Annotated in this window: 10 protein-coding genes and 1 pseudogene; 5 read left to right on the top strand and 6 right to left on the bottom strand. The window is 61.8% G+C overall.

All coding sequences use genetic code 11. The annotated features are described in order from the left end of the window. The 5 genes and pseudogenes from BFP96_RS05545 to BFP96_RS05565 all read right to left on the bottom strand — a co-directional run. Positions 1 to 240: pseudogene (locus tag BFP96_RS05545) on the bottom strand (multidrug RND transporter); the annotation flags it as partial. Then, positions 237 to 710 (bottom strand): MarR family winged helix-turn-helix transcriptional regulator, encoded by a 474-nt coding sequence (locus BFP96_RS05550; RefSeq protein WP_065896753.1) that lies wholly within the window; start codon positions 708 to 710, stop codon positions 237 to 239. The gene BFP96_RS05550 and the pseudogene BFP96_RS05545, both read right to left, overlap by 4 nt. Positions 711 to 945: 235 nt before the next feature. Further along, positions 946 to 4632, bottom strand: coding sequence for a translocation/assembly module TamB domain-containing protein (locus BFP96_RS05555; protein WP_170875980.1), 3687 nt, complete (start codon positions 4630 to 4632; stop codon positions 946 to 948). Continuing rightward, positions 4632 to 6359, bottom strand: coding sequence for an autotransporter assembly complex protein TamA (locus BFP96_RS05560; RefSeq protein ID WP_065935790.1), 1728 nt, complete (start codon positions 6357 to 6359; stop codon positions 4632 to 4634). The genes BFP96_RS05555 and BFP96_RS05560 overlap by 1 nt, the downstream gene beginning before the upstream one ends. Before the next feature lie 64 nt (positions 6360 to 6423). Continuing rightward, positions 6424 to 7074 carry a GNAT family N-acetyltransferase gene (locus BFP96_RS05565; protein ID WP_065894894.1) on the bottom strand — a complete coding sequence of 217 codons (651 nt, stop codon included), beginning with the start codon at positions 7072 to 7074 and terminating at the stop codon, positions 6424 to 6426. Positions 7075 to 7243: 169 nt separating this feature from the next. Between BFP96_RS05565 and xthA the strand changes: the two genes are divergently transcribed. Both xthA and BFP96_RS05575 read left to right on the top strand, forming a co-directional pair. After that, complete coding sequence (gene xthA, locus BFP96_RS05570; RefSeq protein ID WP_065884896.1) at positions 7244 to 8056, top strand: exodeoxyribonuclease III; 813 nt, start codon at positions 7244 to 7246, stop codon at positions 8054 to 8056. Positions 8057 to 8320: 264 nt separating this feature from the next. Further along, complete coding sequence (locus BFP96_RS05575) at positions 8321 to 9652, top strand: substrate-binding domain-containing protein (protein ID WP_065894893.1); 1332 nt, start codon at positions 8321 to 8323, stop codon at positions 9650 to 9652. Between the two features lie 120 nt (positions 9653 to 9772). Here BFP96_RS05575 and BFP96_RS05580 read toward each other — a convergent pair whose 3' ends face one another. Further along, positions 9773 to 11002: an acyl-CoA dehydrogenase gene (locus BFP96_RS05580; RefSeq protein ID WP_065896757.1), complete on the bottom strand. Its 1230-nt coding sequence runs from the start codon at positions 11000 to 11002 to the stop codon at positions 9773 to 9775. 167 nt (positions 11003 to 11169) lie between these two features. Between BFP96_RS05580 and BFP96_RS05585 the strand changes: the two genes are divergently transcribed. The 3 genes from BFP96_RS05585 to BFP96_RS05595 all read left to right on the top strand — a co-directional run bounded on the left by BFP96_RS05585 (position 11170) and on the right by BFP96_RS05595 (position 14075). Further along, positions 11170 to 12105, top strand: a complete 936-nt coding sequence (locus tag BFP96_RS05585; RefSeq protein WP_027606275.1) for a LysR family transcriptional regulator — start codon at positions 11170 to 11172, stop codon at positions 12103 to 12105. Between the two features lie 661 nt (positions 12106 to 12766). Continuing rightward, positions 12767 to 13159 carry a MerR family transcriptional regulator gene (locus tag BFP96_RS05590; RefSeq protein WP_065935791.1) on the top strand — a complete coding sequence of 131 codons (393 nt, stop codon included), beginning with the start codon at positions 12767 to 12769 and terminating at the stop codon, positions 13157 to 13159. A gap of 16 nt (positions 13160 to 13175) precedes the next feature. Continuing rightward, positions 13176 to 14075 (top strand): hydroxymethylglutaryl-CoA lyase, encoded by a 900-nt coding sequence (locus BFP96_RS05595; RefSeq protein WP_065896759.1) that lies wholly within the window; start codon positions 13176 to 13178, stop codon positions 14073 to 14075. Positions 14076 to 14334: the final 259 nt, after the last annotated feature.

Consider the following 14334-nt stretch of genomic DNA (forward strand, 5'->3'; position numbering starts at 1 on the left):
CATGTCGGGGCTGTTCTGCAGGGCTTCCTGGATCAGCCCGTCGAGCTGTGGGTCGCCAAGGCTTTTCCACCAGTCGGCGCTGGGCCAGGCGGCATCCGACAGCGTCACGCCGCTCAAGGACTTGCCGGTTTGCAGGGTGTTGGCGTCCAGGCGTTGACCCTGCGTGTCGAGGCCGCTGTAGTTGGCACAACCGGCCAGCGTCATCGCCGCCAGCACCAGGCTGAGTGCGCGTGTGTTCATTGGTTACCTACCCGCAGGATCGTGATGGGGTCACCCGCAGCGATCAGGATTTTCTTGAGGATCCGTTCCAGGGTTTCCAGCTCGCCCGACTCGAGGACGCCGGCCAGTTGGTTGAGGGCCTGGGCGCCGATCTGCGGCAGCATGTCCGCCAGGCGCTGGCCCTCGGCGGTCAGCACCAGTTGCACCTGGCGGCGGTCCAGCTCGGAACGTTTGCGGCTGAGCAAGCCTTTCTGCTCGAGCCGGTCAAGCATGCGCGTCATCGAGCCGCTGTCCAGGGACAAATGGCGGCACAATTCGGCCGGGGTGTCGACGCCGAACTGGGCCATGATGATCAACACCTTGAACTGCGCGGCGGTGATGCCGTGAGGTTCCATATGGGTGTCGATGATGCGGTCCTTGAGGATCGCAGCGCGGCCCAGTAACAGGCCGAGATGGCAGTTGTGGAAGTTGTCAGGGGTGAAGTGAGGCATTGAAAGTCACCTTATTACTGCCTAGGCAGTGAATGTGTGACGAGATATTACTGCTTAGGCAGCAAATGTCAAATGGAATAGTTAGGTTGCTTGGTAATTGGCCAAAAGCTTGAGTGCAAATAGTTGTCCATGTGGGAGGGGGCTTGCCCCCGATGGCGGTGGGTCAGCTACAGATTAGCTGACTGAAAGACCGCTATCGGGGGCAAGCCCCCTCCCACATTTGACCCAGTTGGGTTTAGAAGTCGCGCTTGTAGAAGATATCCAGGGAGCTGGCCACGCCTGTGGCCACTTCCAGGTACACCTTCTTGCTCAGCAAATAGCGCAAGGCGATGGTGTTGGCCGGTTCGAACACCCCTACGCCGTAACGCAGGCTGAGTTTGTCGTTGATCTTGCCGCTGGCGACCACGGCAGTGCTGTTGCCGGTGCCTTGGGTATCCAGGTCGAAATCGCGGATGCCGAGTTTATTGGCGATGTCCGAGGTCACCCCGGCGCTGCCCATCAGGCCCAGGCCCAGGGCGGCTTCGGCAAGCATGTTGTTGTCTTCACCGTTGTTGGTGCGCGAACGTCCCAGCACCAGGTAGGACAGCGCATCCTCCTGCGCCATGGCGGGCTCGGAGAAGATCTGCGTGGTCGGCTGCTCGGCGCTGCCGCTCAGGCGAATACCGGCGGTCACGGTGCGGGACGATTCGACCACCACACGCACCGCTTCGATATCCAGGAACGGTTGGTCCAACGGCCCGGCAAACAACAGCCGTGCACGGCGCACGTTGAGGCGCTGGCCGTAGGCGCGGTAGCGGCCGTCGTTGAGCCACAGCTCGCCACGGGTGTCCATGTTGTCGCCGATATGCACATGGCCCTGCACTTTGGCGGTGAGGCCGAAACCGGCGAAGTTGAGCTGGTCTTCCCCCACTTCCACGTCGATATCCATGGCCATCGCCATCGGCGGTTTGCCTTCTTCGGTCTGGCTGCCGACGATCACCGTGTCATCGGACACCTTGACCGTCGAGGGCGGCAGCTCGCGCACGGTGATATCGCCGCGCGGGATGTGCACCTTGCCGGCAATCGCCAGCTTGTCGTCCTTGAGGCTGATCTTCAGGTCGGGGGCCACTTCCAGCTTGGCATAGGGCTCGACGGTGACCGGCAGTTGCGAGCCCTTGAGGCTGAGGTCGACCACCAGGGCGCGGCCCCAGTCGATCTGGCCCTTGAGGCTGCCCTGCCCGGCCTTGCCGCTGTGCCAGCCGCCGTTAAGCTGCACGCTTTCGCCGGCGATCTGCGCCTGCAGGTTCAGGCCCTCGAGGCTGATGGGCAGTTCAGGACCCGAGACTTCACCGTCCACCAGATTAACGTTGCCGTTAACCAGGGGCGCGAGCAAACCGCCGGAGATGCGGCCATTGCCGTTGAGCTTGCCGTTGAGCTTTTCCACCATCGGCACAAAGGGTCGCGCCACGGCGAGGTCCAGGCCGGTGAGGCTGAAATTGCCGGTGATCGGCTTGTTGGCCGGCAGCGGGTTGATCTGCGCCTGCAGCAGCAGTTCACCGAGCTTGCCGCCACGAAAGTTGAGCTGGGTATCGATGCGCTTGGGGTTGAGGGTGGTTTCCAGCTTCAGGGTGTCGTAGGGGAAATCCAGCCATTGGCCCTTGTCCCGCACCCGCAGGTTGCCGCCACCGGCGTCTACCGAGACCACACCCTTCGGGCCGCTGGCCGGCAGGTCGAGTTGTACGTCGGCATTGAGCCTGCCCTGCCAGGCGAAGTCTTTGGGCAGGAACGCCGCAAGACTGTCGATAGGGAATTGCTTGAGGTGGTAGCGCAGCTTCGGCTCGGGCATCAGGCGCTGGTCTTCGCCACACAGGCTGGCGCCACCGGACACCCAGCAGTGCGCGGCGAAGGTCAGCTTGCCATCGGCCAGGCGCTCGATTTTCGCCGGGGCTTGCAGCCGCCAGTCCTGGCCGCCGGCTTGTACGTCACCACTGGCCAGGCGCCCACGCCAGTTGCCGTTGTCGAGGTTGCCATCCAGGGCCAGGGCCAGTTTGAGCAACGGTCCGGCCAGGTCCAGTTGAACCTTCTGGTTCTTGATATCGCCCTGGGCGCTGGCGGTGAGCGTGCCGACCTGGGTCTCGCCGCTCTGGATGCCGCTGCCCTTGAGGTCGAGCCTGGCGCGCTGGGCGCTGTCCAGTGTGGCGTCGAGGTTGAGGCTTTGCAGGCGGTTGTCGGCCAATGCCAGTTGCTGGCCCTTGAGGGCAAGCTTGCCTTGGGGCGCCTGCAAGGTGCCGGCGACATCGAGGCGGCCATTGACCTGCCCGCGCAGTTGCGGCCAGAGCTGGGCCAGGCGCGCCAGCTTGATGTCGATCTGCCCGGCCAGGCGTTGCTGCAGGCTGCCGCTGCCGTTGATGCGGTTGTCGCCCAGGCGGATGTCCAGGTTGGCAAGGGTCCATTGCTGCCCCGCGCCTTCGGCCTTGGCTGCAAACACGGCGGCCTGTCCGCGCAGGCGACCCTTGAGGTCGAGGTCGGCGTTGAGCTTGAGCTGCTCGTTCTTGAATTCGCCTTTGCTGCGCAGCGGCCCGGCCAGGGTGCCGGGCAATTCGGCGACCCAGTACGCCGGGTTCAATGCCGACAGGTCCAGCGCGGTGTCCCAGGCGATACCGTCGGCAAACCGTACGTTCAGATGGCCCTCGGCCTTGCCTTGGCCGGCGCTCAATTTCAGTTCGGGCAGGAACACTTGCTTGAGGTCGCCGCTGAACGGCGTGACCACCGTGAAGGCGCCCGCCGGGCCGTCAAGGTCGGCCTTGAGGTTGCCCAGATAGTTGCCATCCTTATAGGAAACTTCACCGTTGAAGGTGCGCAAGGCCACCTGCGGTTCATCGATCAGGGGATAGAGGCGGTGCCAGGGGAAGTCCAACCAGTCGATTTTGGCATCGGCGCTGAAACCTTGCTGCCAGTCCAGGTTGGCGCTGAGCTTGAGGCTTTGCTTGTCGCCGGCATTCAGGTCGAGGCCGGCGATCTGCGCACCCTTGGCGTCGACCTTGCCTTGCAGGAGTAAATCCACCGGGCCTTTTTGCGCCGGTAATACGGCTTTGCCCAGCAATTGATAACCCGCTTTAAGGTCGCCCTTGGCGCTCAGGTCCAACTGGTTGAGTTGCAAGGTGTCGGGCAAATCGGCGCTTGGCTTGAACGCCTCGGAGGTGATGCGCAACTGCGCCGGCAGGTTTTCCGCCAGGGGTTGCAGCTCACCGCTGAGCTTGGCCGGCAGGTAGCCGCTGCTGTCGGCGTCGAGCTTGAGGGTCTTGAGCAAGTCGCCGTCGATGTTGAGCGCGACGGTCCAGGGTGCGCCGCCCGGAGCGTAGGGCAAACTGAGCGTGCCGGTGGCCTTGAGCGGCCAATCGCCTGTGGGTTGCAGCAGGCCGGCGAGGTCCAGCACCAGGTCGTCGCGCTGCAGATGAACGGAGTCGATCTGCATGCCGGCGGCGGTCCAATGCGCCGCCAGTTGCAAGCCCTTGAGTGCTTCACTGCCGTTGAACAGCAGGCTGCCGATACGAACATCGCCCAATTGGATAGCAACCGGCAGCTTCAGGTCGGGCAGTTGGATCGGCCCGCTGTCGCTTTCTTCGGTACTGGGTGCAACCGTCAGGCTGACCTGGTCCACATCCAGCCGGTTGATGCACAAGGTCATGCGCAACAGGCAACCCGGCGACCAGTCAAACGTCGGCGCATTGAGCTCGACGCGGCTGCCGTCCTGCTGCCACAGCAGGTGGTCGGCGCTCCACTGCCCGCCCAGGCGTCCGTGAAAATTCTCCACGCTCAAGCCCGGCACCTGGCCCAGCACCCAGCGACTGCCGGCCTGGGTACCCAGCAGCGTCCACAGCGTCAACAGCAACAGCGCGAGGACGGCGATCAATGCCAGCCCCGCTATTTTCAAACCACGCATCACAGCTCAGGCCCCATGGAAAAGTGCAATCGAACGCCGCCCGGATCTTCCAGGGCATGGGCCAGGTCGAGGCGGATCGGGCCCACGGGCGAGACCCAGCGCACCCCCACACCCACGCCGGTTTTGAGGCTGGGCATATCCAGGGTATTGAACGAGTTGCCCTGGTCGATAAAGGTCGCGACACGCCATTTTTCGGTGATGGAATATTGATACTCGGCGCTCAGCGCCACCATGTAGCGGCCGCCGATGCGGTCGCCACGGTCGTTTTCCGGCGACAGGGTCTGGTATTCATAACCGCGCACGCTCTGGTCGCCACCGGCGAAGAAGCGCAGTGACGGCGGCACCGACTGGTAGCCATTGGTGGCACTGCCGCCCACTTGTGCGCGGCCCAGGAACCGGTGGTTATCCCACAAGGTGGTCAGGCCCTTGATCGTGGCGGTGCCATACAGCAGGTTGGTGTCGGAACCGAGCCCTTCCTTGGCGACTTTGCTGTCGAACATCAGGCGATAGCCGTTGTGCGGATCGATGCGGTTGTCGCTGCGCAGGTAGGAGTAGCTGATGCCCGGCATCACCAGGTTACTCAAGCCCGAGTCATTGCCCAGGCGATACTCTTCACGCTGGTATTTGAGCGAGATGACCCGGGTCCAACCGCTGGGCAACTTGCTGTGCCATTCGGGGCCGAGGGTGAGCAGCTTGCTCAAGGTGTCGGTGTTGGCGATCTCTTCATTCTGATAGCCGCCGGCAAAACGCAATTTGTCGGTGAGCGGAGGGTCCAGCGGAATGTCGTACCACAGGCCGACGTTCTGGCGCGGCGCCGACAACTCGGCTTCCCAGCCATAACTGTGGCCCTGGGGATTGACCCAGTGGCGCGTCCAGTTGGCCTTGCCCCGAGGGCCGACGTCCGTCGAGAACCCCAGGCCCAGGCCCATGGTGCGGGGCTTGCGCGTGTACAGTTGCACGGCCACCGGAATCACGTCATTGCTTGAGGCAGCGGGGCTGGCGTCCACGCGCACGCTTTCGAAGAAGCCACTGGCTTGCAGGTTCTGGTTGAGTTCGGCGATCAGTTCGGAGTCATAGGGTGTACCTGGCTTGAACGGCACCATGCGCTGCAACAGCTCTTCGTCAAAGGGCGTGTCGCCGCTGAAGCTGACCTTGCCCATGCTGTAGCGCGGGCCGCTGTCGTAAATGAGTTCGATGTCAGCCACGCCCGCTTGAGGGTCTACGGCCAGTTTCTGGTGGGTAAAACGCCCGCTGAAAAAGCCATAGCGCGACGCCTGATTCTGGATCAAACGCTTGGCGTCATCGTAATGCCCGTGATTGAGCACCGCGCCGGGCTTGAGGTCATCACTGGCGGGCACGCGAAAGGCCTTGAGGCTCGCCGCCGGGCCATCGACGCGCAAGATCACGTTGCGCAGATGCACCGGCTCGCCGGGGTCGACGGTCAGGGTCAGGCGCGGGTTCTTGCCGCCCTTCACCTCGCTGGCGATCCGGGGCTGATAGAAGCCCAGCGCCTGGGCCGCTTTGCGCGCCTGCTCTTCGGCACCACGGCTGAATCGCAGCAGGGCTTCTTCGTCACGATCGCCAACACTGCCGATGTAGCCTTCAATGTTGGCTTTCAGCGCGTCATTTGAGGGTTTGATCCGCACGTCCAGTTCGCTTTGCGCCAATGCGCCACAGCTCGTGAACAGCAGGATCAAGCTGCTGGTAAATCTTCCTGGAAACTTCATAGGCGCGGATGCTACACGAGCGAGAGAGGTACTTTGAACTCGGATTTATCTGAATAATTCTGTCTCAGGCCGTTGCAACATGTAACGCCTGGGGATTGGGATGAAAAAACACATGCTCCAGGACAGGTCCTACGGCAATTTCACCGATTTCCTCATAGCCCTGGCGCTTGTAGAAATCCAGGTAACGGGAATTGCCCGTGTCGAGCACCACGCCCGATGAGTGCGGGTCTTCGGCGCACCAGTTATGGACCGCCTCAAGCAACTGTTCGCCATAGTGTTGACCTTGCAACTGCGGATGAATACCGAGCAACGGCAACACATGCACCGACTCACCGGGCAGGCACGCCAGCACGGCCTGATGGTATTCCAGGTAACGCCGCGTACCGCGCACGCCGGTGCTCAACCACATGCGAATCTGCCAGGCCCAGCTCTCGGTGATGCCCAGGCGCCGCTGCGGCGGCGCGATGAGGGCGACGCCAATCAAACGGTCGTTGACGAACAGGCCGATGGCCGGAAGTTTCTGAAAGAAGTGCTGCTTGACCAGCTCGCGCACTGTTGCGCGTACCCGCTGTTCATAACCTGGCCGCTCGGCTTCGAAGATGTAGGCGAAGGTCGGTTCGTGACGGTAGGCCTGGTACAACAGGGAACGCGCTTCGCGGGAATAACCGCTGTTGAGCAGGCGAATCTCGGCAACGGCCGTCGAGGTGTCAGGCATAACAATCAATCTCCTGGACGCCATTCAAAAAGATGGCGTTCTTATGGGTACGAACCTGCGCAGCGCCAGTCGTTCCCAGACATTAGCAGCGCATGCGTCCTACCGCCACGCTGGCCCCCGTCCGACTTGTCGGCTAGCATCGCCCTTTTGCCAGACTGGACCGCCGACCATGAAAATCGTCTCCTTCAATATCAACGGGCTGCGTGCCCGCCCTCATCAGCTGGCGGCGCTGATTGAAAAACACCAGCCGGACGTCATTGGCCTGCAGGAAACCAAGGTCCACGACGACCAGTTCCCGCTGGCCGACGTCCAGGCGTTGGGCTACCACGTGTATTACCACGGCCAGAAAGGCCACTACGGCGTAGCCCTCCTTTCGCGCAAGGAAGCGTTGAGTGTGCACAAAGGTTTTGCCACCGATGAAGAAGACGCGCAGCGCCGTTTTATCTGGGGCACCTTCGCCGACGAGAACGGCAACCCGGTCATCATCATGAACGGCTACTTCCCCCAGGGCGAAAGCCGCGACCACCCCACCAAGTTCCCGGCCAAACAGCGCTTTTATGAAGACCTGCAACAGTTGCTGGAAAGTCAGTTCAGCAATGACCAGGCACTGGTGGTGATGGGCGACGTGAATATTTCCCCGCAAGACTGCGACATCGGCATCGGCGCCGACAACGCCAAACGCTGGCTGAAAACCGGCAAATGCAGCTTCCTGCCGGAAGAGCGCGAATGGATGGCCCGCCTGAAAAACTGGGGCCTGGTGGACAGCTTCCGCCACTTGCACCCTGAGGTGACCGACCGTTTCAGCTGGTTCGATTACCGCAGCCGTGGCTTTGAGGACGAGCCCAAGCGCGGCCTACGCATCGACGTGATCATGGCGTCCAATGGCTTGCTCCCACGGGTCAAGGATGCCGGCGTCGATTATGATTTGCGGGCATTGGAAAAACCGTCGGACCATGCGCCGATCTGGTTGGAATTGAGTTGATTCCTGACACTACTCAGTCAACTTGTGGGAGGGGGCACGCCCTGGCCCTCTTGTAGGAGCGAGCTTGCTCGCGAAAAACTCACAGGCACCGCGTTCGTTCAGTAAACACGCGGTATCGTTGACGTTTTTTGCGAGCAAGCTCGCTCCTACAGAGGGCCAGGGCAAGCCCCTTCCCACACTTAGATCTGTGGGGCGTCAGTCATATTGCTGCAATCCAACTGACTTAATCTCGCAGCACTTCCTTTGGCGCAAAAAGGTGCCGGCATGAGGCTGCGCGTTCTGTTACTGCTGACGCTTTTCCCGTTTTTCGCTGTGTCCGCCCCTCTCCCGCTTCCCGACCAAGGCCCGGCATTGCGTATCCAGGGTTCCAACACCATCGGCGCGGGATTGGGCCCGGCGTTGGTCAAAGGGTTGATGGAGCGCCAGGGTTTGCAGGGCGTGCACATCGAACCCGCCGAGGGCGCCAATGAACAGCAGGTGATCGGCAAGACCCGTCAGGGTAAAACCGTGAGCATCGACGTAGCCGCCCATGGTTCCAGTACAGGATTTGCCGCGCTGAAAAACCACAGTGCCGACCTCGCCGCATCGTCGCGCCCGATCAAAGACAGCGAACTGGTCGACCTGGAAACCCTGGGCGACCTGAAAAGCCCGGAAGCCGAACAGGTGATCGCCATCGATGGCCTGGCAATCATCCTCAACCCCCGCAACCCGCTCAATACGCTGGACACCGAGCAACTGGCGCAGATATTCAATGGTCAGATCAGCACCTGGGAAGCCCTGGGCGGCAGTGGCGGCGCCATTCATGTGTACGCCCGCGACGACCGGTCCGGCACCTATGACACCTTCAAGGACCTGGTGCTGAACCGCCGCGACAAACCGCTGGTGGCGTCAGCTCGGCGTTTCGAGTCCAGTGAAGCGCTGTCCGATGCGGTCAGCCAGGACCCTCAAGGCATCGGTTTTATCGGGCTGCCCTACGTGCGCAAGGCCAAGACGGTGGCGGTTGTCGATGGAGACTCGCAACCGATGCTGCCACTGGGCAGCCTGATCGCCACCGAGGATTACCCACTGTCACGGCGACTGTACGTTTATCTGCCGCCGGCGACGCAGAATCCTTGGGCCAAGGCACTGGTGGACTTTGCCCAGAGCAGCCAGGGCCAGGCGATCGTGGCGGCCAATGGTTTTATCGCCCAGCACGTGCAGGCAATCGGCGTGGAGCCCCGCGCCTCGATGCCCGAGGATTACCAGGCGATTGTGCGCAACGCCCAGCGCTTGACGGTGAACTTTCGTTTCGAGGAAGGCAGCGCCAGCCTGGACAACAAGGCGCGCCAGGATGTGCAGCGGGTGGTGGCCTACCTGAAAAGCCACGGCAAACTGCACAAGCAAGTGACGCTGGTGGGGTTTGGCGATGCCAAGAATGATCCGCAGCGGGCGGCCTTGCTGTCGAAGTTGCGGGCCATGGCGGTGCGCCGGGAGTTGGTGAAAAGCGGCGTGATACTGCGCGATATTCGCGGGTTCGGCGCACAGATGCCGGTGGCGGCGAATACGGCGGATGAGGGCCGGATCAAGAATCGGCGGGTGGAGGTCTGGGTGTACTGAGGCGGGTTTTTGGGGTGTTCAAGCCGGCCTCATCGGGGGCAAGCCCCCTCCCACACTTGGATTTGTGAATACAGTCAAAATGTGGGAGGTGGCTTGCCGCCGATAGCAGGCGACGCGGTCTCACTGCCCGCCGCGCATCATCTCTTTGGGCACATACTTGCCAATCTCGAACTTGCCGATCGCCGCCCGGTGCACTTCATCCGGGCCGTCGGCCAGGCGCAGGGTGCGCTGCATGGCGTACATATAGGCCAGCGGGAAGTCATTGGACACACCGGCACCGCCATGAATCTGGATGGCGCGGTCGATAACCTTGAGTGCCACGTTGGGCGCAACCACCTTGATCTGGGCGATTTCGCTTTTGGCGACTTTATTGCCCACCGTGTCCATCATGTACGCCGCTTTCAGGGTCAGCAGCCGCGCCATGTCGATTTCCATGCGCGAGTCGGCGATCTTGTCGATATTGCCCCCCAGGCGCGCCAACGGCTTGCCGAAGGCGCTGCGGCTGACCGAGCGTTTGCACATCAATTCCAGCGCGCGCTCGGCCATGCCGATCGAGCGCATGCAATGGTGGATACGGCCCGGACCAAGCCGACCCTGGGCGATCTCAAACCCGCGCCCCTCACCCAGCAGCACATTTTCGTAAGGCACGCGTACGTTGTCGAACAGCACTTCGGCGTGGCCGTGGGGCGCATCGTCGTAGCCGAACACCGGCAGCGGGCGCAGGATTGTTACGCCGGGCGTGTCCACCGGCACCAGGATCATCGAATGCTGCTGGTGGCGTGGCGCGTCCGGGTTGCTCAGGCCCATGAAGATCAAGATCTTGCAACGCGGATCGCAGGCGCCGGAGGTCCACCACTTCTTGCCGTTGATCACCCATTCATCGCCCTGGCGTTCGGCACGGGCGGCCATGTTGGTGGCGTCCGAGGAGGCCACGTCGGGTTCGGTCATGGCGAAGGCTGAACGAATCTCGCCGCGCAGCAGCGGCTCGAGCCAGCGTTGTTTCTGCTCATGATTGGCGTAACGCACCAGCACTTCCATATTGCCGGTGTCGGGGGCCGAGCAGTTGAACGGTTCCGGACCCAGCAACGAGCGGCCCATGATTTCGGCCAGCGGCGCGTATTCGAGGTTGGTCAGGCCGGCGCCCAGCTCGGACTCCGGCAGGAACAGGTTCCACAACCCCTCGGCTTTAGCCTTGGCTTTGAGCTCGTCCATGATCGCAGTGGGCTGCCAGCGGTCACCTTCGCTGACCTGGCGTTCGAACACCGGCTCGGCCGGGTAGACGTAAGCGTCCATGAATGCGCTGACGCGTTCACGCAGTTCCTGAACCTTGGGCGAATAGGCGAAATCCATGAGCGGCTCCCTTCTCTGAGAGGTTGTTTAGGTCATGCAATCGATGCTAGAACAGCGTTGATAATTTACCTAGCCTATTCTCGGCGTGTATTAACATTCATCACCGATATATGATTGACGTCTGAAGACGTAAAAAATCGCCACCTGATAATAAGAGCGCAACTCACATGAATCTGAGCAAGGTCGACCTCAATCTCTTTATCGTCTTCGACGCGATCTACACCGAAGCCAACCTCACCCGGGCCGGGCAGATTGTCGGCATCACCCAGCCGGCGGTGTCCAACGCCCTGGCACGCCTGCGCGAGACCTTCAACGACCCGCTGTTCGTACGCACCGCCCAGGGCATGGTGCCCACGCCGATGGCGCAGAACATCATCGGCCCGGTGCGCAACGCGTTGTCGTTGCTGCGGGTTTCCGTGCAAGAGAGCCGGATTTTCAACCCGCAACAGGCGGCCAAGACCTATCGCATCAGCATGACCGACCTGACCGAAGCGGTGATTTTACCGCTGCTGTTCCAACGCCTGCGCCGCCTCGCGCCGACAGTGGTCATCGAGAGTTTCCTGTCCAAACGCCGCGAAACCACCAAGGAACTGGCCGCCGGGCGCCTGGATTTCGCCGTGGATGCGCCGCTCAACACCGACCCGCAAGTGCGTCACGTCAAGCTGATGGAAGACCGCTACGTATGCGCCATGCGCAAGGGCCACCCGATGGCGGGCAAGGACAAATTCACCCTGGATGACTACCTGTCGCTGACCCATATCCATATTTCCAGCCGCCGCAACGGCCTGGGGCATGTCGACCTAGCCCTGGGCAAGATGGGCATCCAGCGCAAAATCGCCCTGCGCTCCCAGCACTACCTGATGGCATCGCAAGTATTGCAGCAGACCGACATGGTCATGACCGTGCCCGAACGCTTCGCCCGCCGCCATGAACTGCACTGGTTCAACCTGCCCGTCAATGACGTGCCGCCGGTGGAAACCCATCTGTACTGGCATGAAAGCACCGACCAGGACCCGGCGAACCGCTGGATGCGCGAACAGATGATCGAGTTGTGCCAGCAAGTCACCGCCCACGAGAAGAAACTGGATAAGCAACAGGCTTGAAGTTGCAGGAGGCCCCAGTGTGGGGGGGGCCTGCCCCCGATGACCATGACGCCGTAGCGCCCACCGCTAACCACGATGCGAAGCGAGCCGCTCTTGATCTGCTTTTGATTTTAGGCGCCCCGTTAAACCACGCTGGCCGAACGCAGGCTTGAATCCGTGGGTAACCCGGCAGGACGCCGGGTTAGCCGCCCCGCGCCATGGATGGCGCGTGGCGGCGGCCCACGGATTCAAGCCTGCGTTCGGGCACACCGAGCCTAGGCGAGGTGCCGAGTGGTGGGGCAAGAGCGTTTTGCTTACTTTTGCGCTTTTCAAAAGTGAGCCGCCGTCAGGGCGGAACCCTAAGCAGCCGTTACCGCAGAAACAGATATGTACTCGGTCCAATCCAACATCCTGGTCGGCTCTGAGGCCGCCATCGGGGGCAAGCCCCCTCCCACATTTGCACCGGGATCGACACAAAAGCCCGGTCAGCCCCGAGGCCGCCATCGGGGGCAAGCCCCCTCCCACATTTGCACCGGGATCGACACAACAGCCCGGTCGGCTCTGAGGCCGCCATCGGGCGCAAGCCCCTCCCATATTGAATTGTGGAGCACCAGCGAGGGATCCCTTGACGTTCACGTCAACCTGCCATTAGCTTAGCCCCAGGACTTTCTCGAGCACCCCCATGAGCACCACCTACAGCATCTCCGACCTCGCCCGCGAGCTCGACATCACCACCCGCGCCATTCGCTTCTACGAGGAGCAAGGCCTGCTCGCCCCCGAACGCCGCGGCCAGGAGCGCATCTACTCGGCGCGGGACAAGGTCAGCCTCAAGCTGATCCTGCGCGGCAAGCGCATCGGCTTTTCCCTGGCCGAATGCCGCGAGCTGATCGAGCTCTACGACCCCACCAGCGGCAACCACATTCAACTCAACAGCATGCTGGCAAAGATCGCCGAGCGCCGTGAACAGCTTGAGCAACAGTTGCTGGATATCGAACAAATGAAGCTGGAACTGGACACCGCCGAAGAGCGTTGCACCCAGGCCCTGGCACACACCATGCGCCAGGCCGGCCAATAACCAGAAGGTAACCGCCATGACCCTCCCCTCACACGTCCGCCTGGTGGAAGTCGGCCCGCGCGACGGTTTGCAGAACGAAGCCCAGCCGATCAGCGTCGCCGACAAGGTGCGGTTGGTGGACGCCTTAAGTGCTGCCGGCCTGAGCTATATCGAGGTCGGCAGTTTCGTGTCGCCCAAATGGGTGCCGCAGATGGCCGGCTCCGCCGAGGTGTTCGCGCAGATCCAGCGCAAGCCAGGCGTGACCTATGGCGCGCTGGCGCCAAACCTGCGCGGTTTTGAAGATGCACTGGCGGCCGGGGTCAAGGAAGTCGCGGTATTTGCGGCGGCGTCAGAAGCGTTTTCCCAACGCAATATCAACTGCTCCATCAGCGAGAGCCTGGAGCGGTTTGCGCCGATCATGGCCGCGGCCCGGCAGCACGGCGTCAGCGTGCGCGGGTATGTGTCGTGTGTGCTGGGTTGCCCCTACGAAGGGGATATTGCTGCGGAACAGGTGGCGGCGGTCGCCCGCGAACTGTATGCCATGGGCTGCTACGAAGTGTCCCTGGGCGACACGATCGGCACCGGCACGGCGGGCGCGACACGGCGGCTGTTCGAGGTGGTCGGCGCACAGGTGCCGCGCGACAAGCTCGCCGGGCATTTCCACGACACCTACGGCCAGGCGATCGCCAACATCTACGCCAGCCTGCTGGAAGGCATCCAGGTGTTCGACAGCTCTATCGCGGGCCTCGGCGGCTGTCCTTATGCCAAGGGCGCGAGCGGTAACGTCGCCACCGAAGATGTGGTGTACCTGCTCAATGGACTAGGGATCGACACCGGCATCGACCTGGAGCGCCTGATTGGCGCGGGCCAGCAGATCAGTCAGGTGCTGGGACGGGCAAGCGGATCGCGGGTGGCGAAGGCGCGTAATCTCGGTTGAGTAGCACAGCTGTGACAATGTGTTACCGCAGCCCGACATAACGGGTAACGCGGGAACATAATCCGCCGCCCATCCAAAAAAATAGACCATGGCAAAAAATCAAGTCATTGATTTTAAAGGACTTTAAAAAGTTGGCACGGCTTCTGCTATCTCTATGGCATAACAAGAATAAAAAGCACCAAACCTAATAAAAATAAGACGAAACGACTCTGACATAACAAAAACAACACGGCAGAGACGCAGCTAACAGATTTTTTTG

Origin of the sequence: Pseudomonas sp. 34 E 7, from assembly GCF_900005715.1 — a bacterium.
Classification (GTDB): Bacteria; Pseudomonadota; Gammaproteobacteria; order Pseudomonadales; family Pseudomonadaceae; genus Aquipseudomonas; species Aquipseudomonas orientalis_A.

What these genes read in the sequence shown, in the direction of transcription:
- BFP96_RS05550 (WP_065896753.1), bottom strand. Translation starts at nt 710, where the DNA reads ATGCCTCACTTCACCCCTGACAACTTCCACAACTGCCATCTCGGCCTG.
- BFP96_RS05555 (WP_170875980.1), bottom strand. Translation starts at nt 4,632, where the DNA reads ATGCGTGGTTTGAAAATAGCGGGGCTGGCATTGATCGCCGTCCTCGCG.
- BFP96_RS05560 (WP_065935790.1), bottom strand. Translation starts at nt 6,359, where the DNA reads ATGAAGTTTCCAGGAAGATTTACCAGCAGCTTGATCCTGCTGTTCACG.
- BFP96_RS05565 (WP_065894894.1), bottom strand. Translation starts at nt 7,074, where the DNA reads ATGCCTGACACCTCGACGGCCGTTGCCGAGATTCGCCTGCTCAACAGC.
- xthA (WP_065884896.1), top strand. Translation starts at nt 7,244, where the DNA reads ATGAAAATCGTCTCCTTCAATATCAACGGGCTGCGTGCCCGCCCTCAT.
- BFP96_RS05575 (WP_065894893.1), top strand. Translation starts at nt 8,321, where the DNA reads ATGAGGCTGCGCGTTCTGTTACTGCTGACGCTTTTCCCGTTTTTCGCT.
- BFP96_RS05580 (WP_065896757.1), bottom strand. Translation starts at nt 11,002, where the DNA reads ATGGATTTCGCCTATTCGCCCAAGGTTCAGGAACTGCGTGAACGCGTC.
- BFP96_RS05585 (WP_027606275.1), top strand. Translation starts at nt 11,170, where the DNA reads ATGAATCTGAGCAAGGTCGACCTCAATCTCTTTATCGTCTTCGACGCG.
- BFP96_RS05590 (WP_065935791.1), top strand. Translation starts at nt 12,767, where the DNA reads ATGAGCACCACCTACAGCATCTCCGACCTCGCCCGCGAGCTCGACATC.
- BFP96_RS05595 (WP_065896759.1), top strand. Translation starts at nt 13,176, where the DNA reads ATGACCCTCCCCTCACACGTCCGCCTGGTGGAAGTCGGCCCGCGCGAC.